The following is a 15,041-nucleotide window of genomic DNA, read 5'->3' on the forward strand; positions in this document are numbered from 1 at the left end:
CCGAGCCGCTCAGCGGCTCGGCGTTTTCATGACGATTGGAAGTGACTAGGTCAGACCTTGACGCCCTTGCCGATTTTGACTTTGCTGGCGACCTTCTGGACGTTGCCCACAAACTCGCCCTTCTTGACCAAGGCTTCGCGTGCCTTACCTGCGGAGTCCTCGCAGCCGAAGTAAGCGTAGCCCTTGCCCACCACGAACAGCTTGAACTTGGCAAGTTCGTTGGCGTTGTTGCAGCAGCCGGGATCGCCGACCTTCATCGGCTTGGCGGCGGTGGACTTGCAGCACTCGTCGTCAGCCATCTGGGCCTTGGCGGCGTCCTTGCAGTCCGTGCACTCATCGCCTGCGGCCTTGGCCTTGGGGGTCGACTTGGCCTGAGCGGCCTTGGCTTCCTTTGCCTTGGGAGAGGGCGCCTTTTCGGCGCAGCAGTCGGCCTGCTGGGCTGCGGCGAACGCCATCAGGCTCATTGCAGCGACAAGAGTCATCAAGAACTTGGTCATAGTAAATTTGCTCCTCATCGAGAGAGATGATTGACAATACCACGAACACACTTCGCCCACCAGGGGTTCCAGAGACGATGTTTTTGTCAAGATTGAGGACCTGGCAAGATTGCCTTGTGCTTATCCCTTGATTGCGCCGGCGAGCATCGTTTCGTGGATCTTGTCGCGAAAGATCCAGTACACAATCAGCACCGGGGTCATGACGATCACTAGTCCCGCAAAGAGCGCGCCCCAGTCGGATTGGTAGTGCTGCACCTGCGCCAGGTCATAGATGCCGAGCGGCAGTGTGCGGTTTTCAGCGCCGGGCAGCAGAACCAGCGCCAGTCCAAATTCGTTCCAGAGCCCGATCGCGTTGAAGATCCCTACCACCACGATGCCGGGCCGGACCAGGGGGAACATGATCGACCAGAACGTGCGCGCGTGGCCGCAGCCGTCGATCTGGGCAGCCTCCATGAGATCGTTCGGCAATGCCTGGAAAAAACCGGTCATCACGAATACCGTGAACGAGAGCGAATAAGCGACGTATACAAGAACCAGTCCGTAAAGATTATCATAGAGATGCAGACTGTGCATCAGGAAGTACAGCGGCACGATCACCAGGAAATTGGGGAACATCATGCCGCCGAGGAAACCGCCAAACAGTACGCCCGAGCCTTTGAACCGATATTTGGCGAAAACGTAAGCCGCCATCGAGCCGATCGGAACCAGGATGACGAGCGTTCCCAGGCAGACCTTGAGCGAGTTGAAGAAGGCCCGCCCCAGACCCGCCTCGGTCCAGGCCGTCTGGTAGTTCGCCCACTTCAGTTGCTTGGGGAGCCCCCAAACGCTGGAAAAGACCTCGACGCTCTCTTTGAACGAGTCGAGAAGGATCCAAACCAGCGGCACGACGACCGCCAGCGCGAACAGAAGGAGCGCCACCTTGGACGTCACGTTCTTCATGCCCGGGCTCCCTCAGGGTTCTTTCTGAAGAGAAAGAGCAGCAGCCCGCTGATGCCCATCACGATGATGAAGTTGGCCACGGCGAGCGCGGTGGCGTAGCCGAACTGGAAGTTGGTGAAGCCTTGCTCGTAGAGGTAAGTCAGAAGGGTTTCGGTCGCTCGGTCCGGACCGCCACGGGTCATCAGGAAGGGCAGCGCAAAGATGTTCATCACGTTGATGGCCACATAGACGACTGCGACCTTGCGGATCGACCAAAGCAACGGCCAAGTGATCGTCCAGAACCTATAAAGCCCTTTCGCACCGTCGAGCTCGGCCGCCTCGTAGACCTCAGCGGCGATGCCGTTCAGTCCAGCAGAGAACAGCATCACGTAGAACCCGAGCGCGTACCAGATGAAGGCGATACCAACGGCCGGGAGAGCGAGCGACGCGTCGCCGAGCCAGCCGTGCTCGGGCGTCGGCGCATGGATCGCGTGGAGCCCGGCATCCACCAGCCCGAAGCTGGGGTTATAAAGAAACATCCACAGCACCGCCACGATGACCATCGAAATGACCTGGGGAAACAGATAGACCGAACGGAGAAGCTTGGAGATGCGCCCCTTGGTCTGCATTCCGTGGGCGAGCGCAATGCCGAGGAGGATCAGAGAACAGCCCGCGAAGCCCAGGAGCCAGAGGTTGTTTTTGAGCGCGCGCCAGAAGACATCGTCGTTCCAGAGGCGTTCAAAATTGTCCAATCCTACAAAGGTCTTCTTGGAGGAAACGCCGCGCCAACGGTACATTGAGAGCGCGAACGCCTGCGCCAACGGGTAGACGACGAATAGCCCATAAAACGCCACGGCTGGGGCGAGAAACGAGGCGATGAACAGGTTGCGTCGACGGATGTTCACGGGCAGGCGAGCTCAGAGCATTATGGCCCAGCGCCCGTCTGCGGATCACTCTGCGCCCCTCCCTTGGTTTTCGCCCTGAACGGACGAAGCCCCCTCCTCGTCTTCGCGCAGCGAAAATGAGGAGGGGGTTGGGGGTGGAGGCTGTCCGCCTCCCCTTACCTCTTCGCGGGCAAGAACTCAAGCGACCAGTGGTCGCGGCCCGAGCCGCCGTCCAACGAGAACTGCACCCAGTCGCCGTTACGGGCGTCCACATCCATCCAGCCGTCCCCCGTGCAGGCGCGGTCGCCGAATCCGCGGGTCACAGTCAGCCTGAGCCGTCCATTGACGTTGGTCCAGGTTCCCGAAACACGGTCGTTGCGATCGCCCCAAAAGGAGATCTCGAACCGACCATCGCGGTCGACCTTGACGTGGGCTCGCTTGAGCACGGCGAAGCCGCGATAGAACTCGTAGCGGCCGCGCGAGTCATGGGTCCGACTGATCGAGATGGGCCCGCGATAGGTTCTTGGGTCGTTGTATCGGTCCTCGTCATAGCGACCAGGCCTGTTGTTCGGGCGGCTGTCGAACCGGACGCCCTTGCGGGCGAATTCGAGCCGGAAGCGGTCTCGGCCAGAGGTTCCCGAGAGGCTCACCACGTCGAAGGTGTCTCCTCGGCCGAGCTCGACGTAGCCGGCGCCTTCGGCGCGCCGCCGGTTCATCTCGTCGATGCGCAGCCGCACGCGGTCTCGTCCGTCGTTGCGCCAAGTCCCTTCAAACGTAATCGTCTCATCGCGAAGTTGCTTGATCTGCATGGAGCCGTCGGAATGGAGAATCACCGATAGCCGGTCCACATCGATGGGCCTGCGGCCCTCGATTGTGATCCATCCCTTGCCGTCTTCCTTCGCGTTCATCTCGCGAATCCATGCCAGCGCGCTCCCAGCGGAAAGCAGCAGCGCGAGGGCTATGGCTGTTTTTGCCAAAGGCTGGTTGTGTCTCATCATGTTCACCTAATGGTTCGCCCTTCCCTGATCGTCTGATGGGCTGGACGGTGTGCATTTGCTTTGACGAACCGGGGCCCCATTTGGATCATTAGGTCCTAAAGAGGCCCGCTGATACAGCCCGACTGCTCGGGTTCCGTGCCGGCGTTGACAGTTCAGGGGCTCCACTCGGGATGAATGAAATCGGGTAGCCGCCGGTTCCGTGCCGGCGTTGGCAGTCTAGGAGCTTCACTCGGGATGAATGAATTCGGGTAGCCGCCGGTTCCGTGCCGGCGTTGACAGTTCAGGGGCTCCACGCCAGGTCCGCAGATTTTCCGCAAAGAGCGCAGAGGGGTGCTCATGGGCTCTGTGGACGTTCGCGTTAGGAGAGCTCCCAGGCGTCCTCAGGATCTGCTCTGCGTCCTCTGCGAGAGAGTCTCAAGACCGGAGTCCACGCAATGCCGCGATAAGAACGCCATAAGGACCGGCGCTGAGAGACCTAGACCTGCAATGAAACGGGTCATTTCGGCCCGCGCAACAACCGCAGGCCATTGAGGATGACCAGGACCGTCGATCCCTCATGCCCGACCACCGCCAAGGGCAGCATCAGGTTGTTGTGGCCGCCCGAAAGCTTTGCAAAGGCAAAGGTCCCAATGGCCAGGGTCAGGATCATCGCGGTCGAGAAGATCAGGTGTGCCTTGATGATGCCGCCGGTCATTCGGCCAAGCTTGACCAGCGATGGCAGTGACTCCAGCCGGTCGTGCATCAGCACGATGTCGGCGGCATTGAGCGCGACGTCGCTGCCCAGGCCCCCCATCGCGACGCCCACATGGCTGGCCGCGAGCACCGGAGCGTCGTTGACCCCGTCGCCGACCATCATCACCCGTCGGCCCTCCGCCATCATCTTCTCAACGATCTCGGCCTTCTCTTGGGGCATCAGCCCCGCATGAACGGCGTCCAGCGGCAAATCCGCGGCGACCGCGTCGGCAGTGTGCTGGGTGTCGCCGGTCACCATCGCCAGATGCTTGACGCCAAGGCTCCGCAGTTCCTGGAGCACCGCCTTGGCGGCCGGCCTGGGCTCGTCACGAAGCCCGAGTGCGGCGAGATTTCCGTCGTGTTCGAGCACAACGACGGTCAGGCCCATCTCATGCAGTTCCTCGATGTGAGGAATGAACTCCTTTGAGAGCCCGCCAGGCTGCGATTCGAAGAACCGGCGCTGGCCGATCTTGACCTTGTGCCCCTCGACTGTCGCCGTGACGCCAAGGCCAGGGTGAGCCGTTTGTTCGCTGGCCTCAGGGACCTCGATACCCGCCTCGCGCGCGGCATGAACGATGGCTTCGGCGACCGGGTGCGTGCTGTATTGCTCCGCAGAAGCTGCCACGCGAAGGGAGAACAGGGCTTGATCCGAGAAGCCGCCCTTGCCATGCCAGCACGCCTCCTCTTCCTTGCAGGCGCCGCCCCCACCCACCGTCGTGGCCGTCGGAGCGCATACGCAAATCTCGACCAGTTTGGGCCTTCCCAGGGTCAGAGTCCCGGTCTTGTCGATGGCGATGGCGTCGACCCGGGCCACTTCCTCGATGAACGCTCCGCCGCGTATCAAGAGCCCGTGCCGTGCGGCCCAAGCTAGGGCGCTGAGCGTACTCGCCGGCGTCGAGATGACCAGTGCGCAGGGGCTGAGCGCCACCAGGAGCGTGAGCGCCGCGTAGAGCGCATCGGATTGGGCCTGCCCAAGCCAGACGCGAACCAAGTATGAGAGAACAAAGGCGCCGATGACGAAGAACGTGTACCTCTGGCCGAACCAGTGGCTGATCCGCTCGCCGCTGGCCTTATGCTCCTGGGCCTCTTGCACCAGGTCCACGATCTTCTCTAGGGTGGTGTCCCCAAGAGCCGCCGTAACCGTGACGGTGATGATCCCGTCGAGGTTCTGAGTGCCCGCGAGAACGCGATCCCCGACGCTCCGGCTGACCGGTTCTGATTCCCCGGTCATAGCAGACTGGTTTACCGACGTAACGCCAGAAACAACCTCGCCGTCCACGGGGATCTGCTCGAACGCAGGCACTCGAACCACGTCCCCAACCTGGAGGTCTTTGACCGCGACGACTTCCTCACCGTCCGCACCCAAACGAATGGCGGAGTCTGGGCGAAGTTTGACCAGGCCCTCGATCGCCGACTTTGTGCGCGCCATCGCATAGGATTCAAGGGTGCTGGACAGGCTGAAGAGGAAGAGCAGGACGGCCGCTTCGATGACGTGCCCTACAGCCACAGAACCGATGGCGGCGAACACCATCAGGAAGTTCACGTCGATACTTCGGTCCTTCACCGACCCATAAGCTGCTTTGAGCGCGAAATAGGAGCCAAACGCCGCGCTGAGGTAAGGGAGGATGGAGTCCGGAAGGAAGATGGACGCCACCAGCGTCAGGCCGCAGAGGGAAGTCAACACGCTCTGCAGGTTCTTCAGCCAGCCCATCATCCAGAAGGTGGCACAAAGTTGTCGGGTCGGTCAAGTTGGGGTGGGGTTCCATCTTTGGAGCACCGCCGCTTCTCTCGCATAATGACCTTGGGGCAAGAACCCCCTGAGGACGAGCGATGGAGAGAATGAACCCGGAAGAACTGAATTCAGGTTCGTTTCCGCGCGCCTTCAGGGGATACGATCGCGCTTCCGTAGACGCGCTTCTGGCCCGCGCTTCCGCCGAGTATTCGGTGCTAGTACGGGATTTAGCCCAGCTAAACGACCGGGTTTTGGAGCTTGAGGCCGGCCTCGCCGCCTACCGAGCAAGGGAGGAGAGCATCTCGGCGGCCATCGTCAGCGCCCAGCAGACCGCAGAGTCCATTCACGAGCAAGCCAAGCGTCAAGCTCAGGCGATCTTGGAGGACGCACGAAAGAGGGCCGAAGAACAGGAAGCTCGCCTGCAGAAGCGCTTGAACGAGCTTCGCTGGGAATACGAGAAGCTCTCCATCCAGCAGCGGAACTGCGTCGAGAGCTTCCGGTCGCTTCTCGAAGACCACTTGGAATCTCTGGCCGGCGACCCGCGGGCGAAGCCTCCTCCACAGCCGACGAACGGCGCCGCCGCGCTATTGGCAAAGGCCCCCGAGCCGGACCTGCCAACCGAAGCGGTGAAGCCCGAGCCAGACGCGGTCCCCGAGGTCGGGCTCGCCCCGGAAGGGGAGCCGGCAGAATAGAATGGCCAAGTCCGAACCTAACGAGGCGTCGCTCAACGTGAAGGTGGCCCCTCGTGCCTCCAGAACCCAAGTGTCCCTTCAGCCCGATGGTTCTGTCAAAGTGTGGGTCACCGCGCCGCCTGCCGACGGGCAAGCCAACGAAGCCGTCATCGAGGCTCTTTCAAGAGCGCTTTCGACGGCAAAATCGAACCTGGAGATCACGCGCGGGCATTCAGGCAGGGACAAAATCGTGAAGGTCTTGGGGTTGTCCGCCGCAGAGGTCCAGCGGCGGCTCTCGGACTAGGGTCAAAGGTACACTTCGCCCCACATGAAGGTTGCCGTACTCCCGTTCAACGCTGCCGAAGGCGCGCGTCCCGCGCTTGGCCGGCAGTTTGTCAATTTTGCCTGCGACACCATCCGTACGGCCACCGGGACCGAGGAAATCCACCCCGTCAGCTTTCTCACGCAGATCGAGGGTGAGGACGGCGCGCGAGCGGCCTATGTGAACATCGCCGACACGCTCCTGGAGGGCGATTGGCTGAAGCAGATGTTCGATCAGTCGGACGTCTCGCGCATCGTGGACGGGATGATCTCCACCAGGGACGCGGGCTACGAGCTTCGCCTGAGGGTCCACGATCGGGGCGTCGATGAGCCTAGAAGTGACCGCACCGTGCCGTTCGAAGCCTCCGGGGTCTTCGACGTTCTGCGCGACGTGCTGAACACCATCGCCGGCGCAGCCGAAATCGAGCTTCCCGCCGAGCTGAAGACCGACCTCGACTTCGGCACCGACAGCGGCGACGTGTTTCTCAAGTTCCTTGAGGGCTACGACGCTTTGCTCTACATCCAGCAGACTCAAGGGCGCGTGGCCAGGGAGTTCGATCCGCAGCCTGCGATCGACTTGCTTCTCGAAGCCTCCCAAGCCGATCCCGACTTCCTGGGCTCCTATGAGGCGCTCATCCAGCTCTGCCGCCTGTGCGCACAGCATCGGATGGGCAAGTTCGAGCTGATCGAGGAGTCTCTGAAGAAGGCGGTCGCGCTCGCGAGCGACGATTTTCGGGCTCACTTCGCGCTCGGCGAGGTCTACCAGTCCGTCAACGATGCGAACCGCGCCGCCGATGCCTATGAGAAAGCTGTCCAGCTTTCGCCCGAGGAGCCCGCGCTTTACACTCGGCTCGGCATGGCGCAGATGGCGCTGAACATGCCCGTCAACGCCGAGCGCAACTTCCGCAAGGCCGTTGAGATGGAGGGCGAGGACAAACCGACGCTTGATTATCTGGCGATGGTGCTCGCCCAAACCAACCGCGCCCACGATATCCCCAACCTCTGGAAGGAGCAGCTTGAGCGAAGGCCGGAGGACGCGCAATCCCACGCCAAATATGCGATGAGCCTGATGCAGGCCGGACGCAAGGAGGATGGCGAGAAAGCGTTCGAGGAGGCACTGACGAGGGCCTCGGACCCGACGTTGGTCAAGCGCTACTATGCACCGCACCTCGTCGAAAAGGGCGACCTGGACCGGGCGATGGACTTCTATGAGGACTGTTTGGACGTCGTCGCCACTGATGTGCCGCTGCTGCTGGAATACGCCCAAACCCTCCAGAAGGCCGGCCGGGATTTCGAGATTCCCAAGGTCTTGCGCGATGCGCTCGCCTGCAATCCGGACCCCGACACCCGCGCGAACATCCTGGCCTGGCTGATCGAGATCGAGCAGCCCAAACGGGTCGAGGCCGTGGAGATGGCGCGGAAGAAGATGGATGAGGGCGACTTTGCGGGCGCGCTCGGGCTCATTAAGCCCATGCGAAACTGGCTGGCGGATTACTGGAAGATGTGGTTCCTGATGTCGGCGGCGTGCAACCGGTTGGCCCTGCAATCCGCCGGATCGGACGATGCCGGTGAGCACGCGCGAGAGGCGGAAGAGGCCGCGATGAAGCTACTCGACCTCTTCCCGGGCTTCGAACCAGGGTATGCCGAAGCCTGCACCGCGATGCACTCTCAGTCGCGGAACGAGGAAGCGTACAACCTGATGCGCTTCGCGGCCCAGAAGCACCCGCAGTCCCCGACGATCTTCGCTCAACTGGCGCTCGCGGCGCACTGGAATGGCAACCGGGAGGAAGCGATCGGACTGAAGCGTCAGCTTCGGGAGGCGCTGGGCCCGAACGAAGAGCTCGAGAACGCGTTGGCCGAGATTCCAGATTGATGGAAACCAAGGATGTCACGATCATCGGCGGAGGCCCAGTCGGGCTCTTCGCCGCCTTCTATGCGGGCATGCGCGGGCTCAGCGTACGCATCGTGGACAGCCTCCCCGAACTGGGAGGCCAGTTGACGGCGCTGTATCCGGAGAAGTACGTCTTCGATATGCCCGGCTTTCCGAAGGTCCTCGCCAAAGACCTCGCCGCAGGTATGGCGCAGCAGGGCCGGTCGTTTCATCCGGAAGTCCTGCTCGAAGAAACCGTTCGCAGGCTCTCTGCCAATGAGGACGGCTACATTCTGACGACGGCTTCTGGCCAAGAACTGGGCACGCGTACGCTCATCATCGCGGCTGGCGCAGGCGCCTTCACCCCTACCAAGGTCGGCGTGGACCGTGAGGAGCACTTCGAGGGCCGTGGGCTGACTTATGGGGTGCGCGACAAAGCCTCACTCGAAGGCAAAGTCGTGGCCATCGTCGGCGGAGGCGATAGCGCGTTCGACTGGTGCCTCAATCTCCTCGGGCACGCCAAGTCGATTACCCTGGTCCACCGGCGCGACGTGTTCCGCGCGCTGGAGGACAGCGTCGAAAAGGTCCAGGCTTCCGATGTGGCGATGAAGCTCTGGAGCGTGATCACGGAGCTTCACGGCGAAGACCGCCTGGAGGCGGTGACAGTTCAAAACAAGCAGTCCGGTGAAACTGAAAGACTGCCCCTCGATGCCCTCGTGGTCACCATCGGATTCAAGTCCTCGCTCGGACCCATCTTGGACTGGGGCCTGGAGCTTGAGAAGCAGCAGATCAAGGTGAGCCCCATCACGAAGGAGACCAACTTGCCGGGGGTGTTCGCGGTAGGGGATGTCTGCACCTATGAAGGCAAGCTGAAGCTGATTGCGACGGGTGTCGGCGAGGCGGTTTCGGCGGTCTGCCACGCCAAGCAGAGGCTCGATCCCTCCGCCAAGCTCTTTCCGGGCCATAGCTCAGATATGGAGCTTGGGCTGTAGCTTGGATGGGGAGTGAGGGGATGAAGAGAGGAGGGGACGAGCCAAGGGTTTTTGACCCAGGAATAGCCAGTAGCCGGTGTATTCGCTCCTCATCCCTTCATCCCATTATCGCCTCACGAGGGCAAGTCCCAAACATGTCGCAACCCAGACCTGTCTGGGGCCGTAATTCCCCTCCGGGCTCCGCATGATATAATGCCGACGGCATTGCGGTAGCCGTTTCGCATCCAGGTGTAACGAATGAAAAGATTCTGGCGCTGGCTCACGGGCCTCTTCCACAAGACGATGGATCGGTTGGAGGACCCGGACATCATGCTCGATCAGGCGAAGCGTGAGATGCAAGAGGGCCTCATCGCCAACCGTGAACGGGCCGTCCAGGCCATCGCCCAAAAGAACAAGCTGCAATACGAACTGGACATGGCGCAGAAGCGCTCGGTCGAGCTTGAAAAGAAGGCCATCATGGCCCTGCAACAGGGCAACCGAGACCTCGCCCGCCAGTTTGTGCGTGAAAAGGCCGGCAACGATTCGGTTCTTGGCAACCTGCAAACCTCCTATGACCAGGCCTGTCAGGCCGTGGAGGCCGTCAAGGTGGCAGTCAAGCGGCAAGAGGAAGAGGTTCGTCGCAAGACCGCCGAGGCCCTGGCACTCAAGGCCCAATGGAAGCAGGCTCAGATTCAAAGCTCGATCACCAAAGCGCTGGAAGGCCTGACCTTCGAGAACCAGTTCGAGACGTTCGGCGCTGCGGCCGAGAAGATTCGCGATGCCCAAGCCGAGGCTGCCGCGCGGCAAGAGATGTTCGGTTCCAGCCTTCAGGGCAAGATCATGGCGATGGAAGACCAAGCCATGGACTACGAGGCCGAAGAGCAATTGCAGGCGCTGGAAGCCAAGGTGGCTGCCAAGAACCAGCCGGCGGCCCAGGCACAGGAGCAGGTCGCAGAACAAACGGTTTCCGTGGGAGAGGGTGGCGCGCCCCCTGTGGATGGCGCTCCGGCCGCGCCCGAAGTGGCCGAGTCGGACCTCGACAGGCAGCTCCAGGAGCTTGAGAAGCGCATGAAGCCGGGCGGCTGAGGTGCTCGTCCAGCTGAATTAGGACATATAAGGCTTATAGGACCGATAGGTCTTGTAGGGGTGCAAGCCTAACAGGCCTTATTCAACTCCTGTACAATCCACTCCATGACGATTACAGGAGTGGGTACCGCCATATGTCAGGTGGAGGACATGGACCGTTCTGTCGCGTTCTATCGCGACCTGCTCGGCTTGAGGGCCGAATATGTGACTCCCTATTGGTCCAGCGTGTTTGCGGGCTCGTTTCGCATCGGGCTGCATCCTGCGTTCGAGGGTTCGACTTTGCCGTTTGCGGAGCCGGGCAAAGGCTGGACCGTGGTGCTCTCAGTGGACGACATCGCCGGCTTGCGGGCGAAGCTCGAAGCTGCTGGAGTTTCGATTCGAGGCGACTACCACGACACGCCCGGCGGAGTGATCCTCAACTTCGTCGATCCAGACGGGCACAACTTGCAGGCCATGCAGGAAGGGGCGAAGGCCGCGGAGCTGAAGTGAAGGGATGAGGTGGTGAAGAGATGATGGGATGATGGGAATGTCTCCACCCCCAACCCCCTCCTTCCCGACACGTCGGGACTCGGAAGCATTTACGAACCAAAACGAGGAGGGGGCTCCGGAATCGCGCGTCGCCTCTCACCTTGCGCCTCTCGCCTCATCTCCCCTCCCTGTCACCTCATCCCCTCCCCTCATCTTTCAAAATCCCTGGGCCATAGGGATAATCTGGGACTTACCGGCGTTCCATAATAGAAGAAGGCATCTCATGCTGTCGCTCATTCCTGCCGTTTTGCTGCTGATCTTGCAGGGGCCCGCGGGCCTCGAGCAATCGCGCTTTGACGGCAAGCTCGCCGAAGCGCTGCGAGTTTGGGCGGCGAAGCACTCCGTGCGCGCGCCTTCGTGTCTGTCCGAGCTTGTTGAGCAAGGCGGCCCAGAACTCGAATCTCTCCTCCAAATCGGGCAGGAATCGCCCGAATTCTCACGCTTCCTGGCCGAGGTCTTTCAGTTCGTGGCTTGCGAGGCGAGGCCCCTGGACACGCCCGATGCCCCCATCGTTCAGCGCAGCGCCCCGCCACCTTTCGAGCGTTGCCAAGGCGAGCCCTCACAAGGCTTCCTGAAGTCCGGCCGCACCCGCGACGGCCCCTCGGCTTAGCCCTAAAAAGGGCTTCAAGGACGTTCACGCGGCGCTTCGTCCGCGCCCAATGCGGCTGGGATGCCGCCCCATCCGGAACCTAGGTTCCAACCCCGATTTCAAGGCATTGCCATGGTTCAATATCTGCGAAAAATGTTTGATACATCCAAGAAGGATGTAGAGGCGTTGTATCCGGTCGTCGATCAGATCAATGCGTTCGAGCCCGCCTTGGAGGGGCTCACCGACGATCAGCTCAGGGCCAAGACCGACGAGTTTCGGGACCGCCTCAAATCCGGCGCGACCCTAGACGACATCCTTCCTGAAGCTTTTGCCGCCGTTCGCGAAGCCAGCAAGCGCACCCTCGGCATGAGGCACTTCGACGTCCAGATGATGGGCGGCATCGTGCTGCACAACGGCCGCATCTCTGAGATGAAGACTGGTGAAGGCAAGACCCTCGTCGCCACGCTCGCAATGTATCTGAACGCCATCGATGGCCAGGGCTCGCACCTTGTCACGGTCAACGACTACCTCGCCCGACGCGACGCCGTCTGGATGGGCCCGATCTACCATGCCCTGGGCCTCACCGTTGGCATCATCCAGGGCCAAAGCGAGGATTCCGACGAACTCGGCGGCAGCTACCTTTATACGCCCGGCGCCGACGTGGCGGGCGACCCGCGCTACGTCAACCTCGTGCCGTGCGAGCGCCGCCAGGCCTATCTCTGCGACATCGTCTACGGCACCAACCACGAGTACGGATTCGACTATCTGCGCGACAACATGGCGTTCCAGAAGGAGCATCTCGTGATGCGCCAGCTCAACTTCGCCATCGTCGACGAGGTGGACTCGATCCTGATCGACGAAGCCCGAACGCCCCACATCATCAGCGGCCCCTCGAACGACGACGTCAGCTACTACAAGATGATCGATGAAGTGGTCAAGAAGCTGCAGCCGGAGATTCACTTTACGGCGCAGAAGAAGGACCACCAGGTCTCCATGACCGAAGAGGGCATGGACTACGTGGAAGAGCTGATGGACGTGGACAACATGGCCAACGACCCCAAGCTCATGCACCACGTGAACGCGGGCGTGAAGGCCTATGCGCTCTTCGATAAGGACGTGGACTACGTCGTACGCGGAAGGGAAGTGGTGCTCGTGGACGACAACACCGGCCGCCTGATGTTCGGCCGCCGGCTGTCGGACGGCCTGCACCAGGCGCTCGAAGCGAAAGAGGGTGTTCCCGTTCAACGAGAGAGCCAAACCGTCGCGGTCATCACCTTCCAGAACCTATTCCGCCTCTACGACAAGCTCGCCGGCATGACCGGTACCGCCAAGACGGAAGAGGACGAGTTTCGAAAGATCTATGGCCTGGACGTGGTCACCATCCCCACGCACCGCGACATGATCCGAACGGACCACCCGGACATCATTTACAAGACGCTCGAAGCCAAGTTCCGGGGCATTGCCTGGGAGATCATGCGGCTGTTCGTCAAGCAGCAGCCGGTGCTCGTGGGCACGCGCTCGATCGAGATGTCGGAACGCGTTTCGGCCCGGCTGACCAGCGAAATGCTGCAAAAGATGGTGCTCGCTTCCAAGCTGCGCTGGCATTCCGAGGTCAAGAAGGACATGCCGAAAGACCTCAAGACGGATGCGGCCAAGCTGATCGAGCAAGACCTTGATGCGGTTTCGGTTAAGGAGTTTGGCGCGATCCTGGTCAAGATGGGCCAGAGCGGCGACCCTCTATCCGCCGAGGTCATGGATTGGGCGCTGAAAGAGTTCGAGCTCACCTCGGACAACAAGGAGTATTGGGACGAGGCGATCAGAAAGGGCATCCCGCACAGCGTTTTGAACGCGAAGTTCCACGAGAGGGAGGCGTTGGTCATCGCCGAAGCGGGCCGGAAGGGCCAGATTACGATCGCCACCAACATGGCAGGTCGAGGCGTAGACATTCTGCTGGGTGGGCGCATCTTCGACGAGCAGATCGACCTCGCTCGCAAATCGAAGGGCGACGTCGAACTCGAATCGGGCGCCGGTGGCGGGTTCCGACGTGGCGGCAACACCGAGCGCGCAGCCCCCCCGCTTCCCCTGGATGACCAAGAGCGGCGAGGCCTCGCCGAAGAGGTCCGCAAGCTCGGCGGACTCTACATTCTGGGCACCGAGCGCCACGAGGCCAGGCGCATCGACAACCAGCTTCGCGGCCGATCGGGCCGTCAGGGCGACCCGGGCGAGAGTCGGTTCTTCGTATCGCTGGAAGACATGCTCTGGAAGATCTTCAACGCGAACATGCTCGAAAATCCGCTGCTGAAGGCTTGGCCGCCGATGGAGCAGGTGGACGCCAAGTTCCTATCCGGAATGATCCGCAAAACCCAAGAAAGGATCGAGCATCACTTCTTCGAGGCTCGAAAGCACGTGTTGGAGTACGACGACGTGCTGAACGCCCAGCGCGAGAAAATCTACTCGATGCGCCGCGACATCCTGATGGGCAAGCATGTGCGTGAAGACCTTCAGGGCTACATCGACCAGATGGTCGTCGACGTGGTGCACGGCTGCTTCACGTACGATGAGAATCAGGCGCGCCAAGCATTCGACTTCGACACGCTCTATTCGGAGCTCAACGAGCTTTTCCCACTCGTGGACTACGCAACCGTGGACGAGCTGAAGGAATTGGGGCCGGGCGACGCCTTGGACCGGCGTTGCATCGAACTGGCGCACCAGGCCTATGAAGACAAGGCCAACAGCCTTGGCGAAGACGTCATGGGCTGGTTAGAGCAGCACGTCATGCTTCGCGCTGTGAATGACAAGTGGATGGACCACCTGCAGATGGTGGACTACATTCGCGAGGGCATCGGCCTGCGCGGCTACGGCCAGGTGGACCCGCTGATCGCCTACAAGCGCGAGACGTTCGACCTCTTCGAGGGCACGCTCAGACAGATCAGGGAGCAGGCGGTTCGAATGATCTATCACGCGAACGTGCAGGTCAACCAAGAGCAGCCCCAACAGCCGCAGGAAGCTGCGCCGCAGATGCAACGCATCGACGATGCAGACCTCGCAGCCGGCGACGTGGCTCAAGCCATCACCGGATCTCGCAGCGTAGCCGCCGGTTCCATGCCGGCGACGAGCGGCGACCTTTCGCGGGTTGACTGGAAGAAGGTCGGCCGGAACGACCCTTGCCCCTGCGGCAGCGGAAAGAAGTTCAAGGCCTGTCACTACCACGAGATGCGGTCGCAGGGCATCATCTAGGGACCCT

Annotated in this window: 13 protein-coding genes; 8 read left to right on the forward strand and 5 right to left on the reverse strand. The window is 61.4% G+C overall.

Going from position 1 to position 15,041, the window contains the following annotated elements:
* Window positions 1-50: 50 nt before the first annotated feature.
* From HZC36_05850 to HZC36_05870, 5 genes are all read right to left on the reverse strand, one after another.
* Window positions 51-497 (reverse strand): hypothetical protein, encoded by a 447-nt coding sequence (locus tag HZC36_05850; protein ID MBI5706496.1) that lies wholly within the window; start codon window positions 495-497, stop codon window positions 51-53.
* A gap of 120 nt (window positions 498-617) precedes the next feature.
* Window positions 618-1,436: a carbohydrate ABC transporter permease gene (locus tag HZC36_05855; protein ID MBI5706497.1), complete on the reverse strand. Its 819-nt coding sequence runs from the start codon at window positions 1,434-1,436 to the stop codon at window positions 618-620.
* On the reverse strand, window positions 1,433-2,320 hold the full coding sequence (locus HZC36_05860; GenBank protein ID MBI5706498.1) for a sugar ABC transporter permease: 888 nt from the start codon (window positions 2,318-2,320) through the stop codon (window positions 1,433-1,435). The genes HZC36_05855 and HZC36_05860 overlap by 4 nt, the downstream gene beginning before the upstream one ends.
* A 155-nt stretch (window positions 2,321-2,475) precedes the next feature.
* Entirely contained in the window at window positions 2,476-3,297 is an 822-nt protein-coding gene (locus tag HZC36_05865) for a hypothetical protein (GenBank protein ID MBI5706499.1), read from the reverse strand.
* A 496-nt stretch (window positions 3,298-3,793) separates the two neighbouring features.
* Window positions 3,794-5,743: a cation-translocating P-type ATPase gene (locus HZC36_05870; protein ID MBI5706500.1), complete on the reverse strand. Its 1,950-nt coding sequence runs from the start codon at window positions 5,741-5,743 to the stop codon at window positions 3,794-3,796.
* A gap of 125 nt (window positions 5,744-5,868) precedes the next feature.
* Here HZC36_05870 and HZC36_05875 point away from each other — a divergent pair, with 125 nt between their 5' ends.
* The 8 genes from HZC36_05875 (at window position 5,869) to HZC36_05910 (ending at window position 15,034) form a co-directional block, all read left to right on the forward strand.
* The gene (locus tag HZC36_05875) at window positions 5,869-6,453 is read left to right on the forward strand and encodes a DivIVA domain-containing protein (GenBank protein MBI5706501.1); all 585 of its coding nucleotides are present in this window, start codon (window positions 5,869-5,871) and stop codon (window positions 6,451-6,453) included.
* A gap of 1 nt (window position 6,454) precedes the next feature.
* Window positions 6,455-6,736, forward strand: coding sequence for a DUF167 domain-containing protein (locus HZC36_05880; GenBank protein MBI5706502.1), 282 nt, complete (start codon window positions 6,455-6,457; stop codon window positions 6,734-6,736).
* Between the two features lie 24 nt (window positions 6,737-6,760).
* Window positions 6,761-8,626 carry a hypothetical protein gene (locus tag HZC36_05885; GenBank protein ID MBI5706503.1) on the forward strand — a complete coding sequence of 622 codons (1,866 nt, stop codon included), beginning with the start codon at window positions 6,761-6,763 and terminating at the stop codon, window positions 8,624-8,626.
* The gene (locus tag HZC36_05890; GenBank protein MBI5706504.1) at window positions 8,626-9,615 is read left to right on the forward strand and encodes an NAD(P)/FAD-dependent oxidoreductase; all 990 of its coding nucleotides are present in this window, start codon (window positions 8,626-8,628) and stop codon (window positions 9,613-9,615) included. Before HZC36_05885 ends, HZC36_05890 begins: the two co-directional genes overlap by 1 nt.
* Window positions 9,616-9,852: 237 nt before the next feature.
* On the forward strand, window positions 9,853-10,680 hold the full coding sequence (locus HZC36_05895) for a PspA/IM30 family protein (GenBank protein ID MBI5706505.1): 828 nt from the start codon (window positions 9,853-9,855) through the stop codon (window positions 10,678-10,680).
* 105 nt (window positions 10,681-10,785) lie between these two features.
* The gene (locus HZC36_05900; protein ID MBI5706506.1) at window positions 10,786-11,169 is read left to right on the forward strand and encodes a VOC family protein; all 384 of its coding nucleotides are present in this window, start codon (window positions 10,786-10,788) and stop codon (window positions 11,167-11,169) included.
* A gap of 262 nt (window positions 11,170-11,431) precedes the next feature.
* Window positions 11,432-11,818 (forward strand): hypothetical protein, encoded by a 387-nt coding sequence (locus tag HZC36_05905; GenBank protein ID MBI5706507.1) that lies wholly within the window; start codon window positions 11,432-11,434, stop codon window positions 11,816-11,818.
* Between the two features lie 111 nt (window positions 11,819-11,929).
* The gene (locus tag HZC36_05910) at window positions 11,930-15,034 is read left to right on the forward strand and encodes a preprotein translocase subunit SecA (protein ID MBI5706508.1); all 3,105 of its coding nucleotides are present in this window, start codon (window positions 11,930-11,932) and stop codon (window positions 15,032-15,034) included.
* The last annotated feature ends 7 nt before the right edge of the window (window positions 15,035-15,041 follow it).

The sequence above is a fragment of the Armatimonadota bacterium genome, from assembly GCA_016223145.1.
Classification (GTDB): Bacteria; Armatimonadota; Fimbriimonadia; order Fimbriimonadales; family Fimbriimonadaceae; genus Nitrosymbiomonas.

Bases quoted from the DNA above. Each gene is read 5' to 3' on its own strand.
- HZC36_05850 (MBI5706496.1), bottom strand. From the start codon at position 497: ATGACCAAGTTCTTGATGACTCTTGTCGCTGCAATGAGCCTGATGGCG.
- HZC36_05855 (MBI5706497.1), bottom strand. From the start codon at position 1,436: ATGAAGAACGTGACGTCCAAGGTGGCGCTCCTTCTGTTCGCGCTGGCG.
- HZC36_05865 (MBI5706499.1), bottom strand. From the start codon at position 3,297: ATGATGAGACACAACCAGCCTTTGGCAAAAACAGCCATAGCCCTCGCG.
- HZC36_05870 (MBI5706500.1), bottom strand. From the start codon at position 5,743: ATGATGGGCTGGCTGAAGAACCTGCAGAGCGTGTTGACTTCCCTCTGC.
- HZC36_05875 (MBI5706501.1), top strand. From the start codon at position 5,869: ATGAACCCGGAAGAACTGAATTCAGGTTCGTTTCCGCGCGCCTTCAGG.
- HZC36_05880 (MBI5706502.1), top strand. From the start codon at position 6,455: ATGGCCAAGTCCGAACCTAACGAGGCGTCGCTCAACGTGAAGGTGGCC.
- HZC36_05885 (MBI5706503.1), top strand. From the start codon at position 6,761: ATGAAGGTTGCCGTACTCCCGTTCAACGCTGCCGAAGGCGCGCGTCCC.
- HZC36_05890 (MBI5706504.1), top strand. From the start codon at position 8,626: ATGGAAACCAAGGATGTCACGATCATCGGCGGAGGCCCAGTCGGGCTC.
- HZC36_05895 (MBI5706505.1), top strand. From the start codon at position 9,853: ATGAAAAGATTCTGGCGCTGGCTCACGGGCCTCTTCCACAAGACGATG.
- HZC36_05900 (MBI5706506.1), top strand. From the start codon at position 10,786: ATGACGATTACAGGAGTGGGTACCGCCATATGTCAGGTGGAGGACATG.
- HZC36_05905 (MBI5706507.1), top strand. From the start codon at position 11,432: ATGCTGTCGCTCATTCCTGCCGTTTTGCTGCTGATCTTGCAGGGGCCC.
- HZC36_05910 (MBI5706508.1), top strand. From the start codon at position 11,930: ATGGTTCAATATCTGCGAAAAATGTTTGATACATCCAAGAAGGATGTA.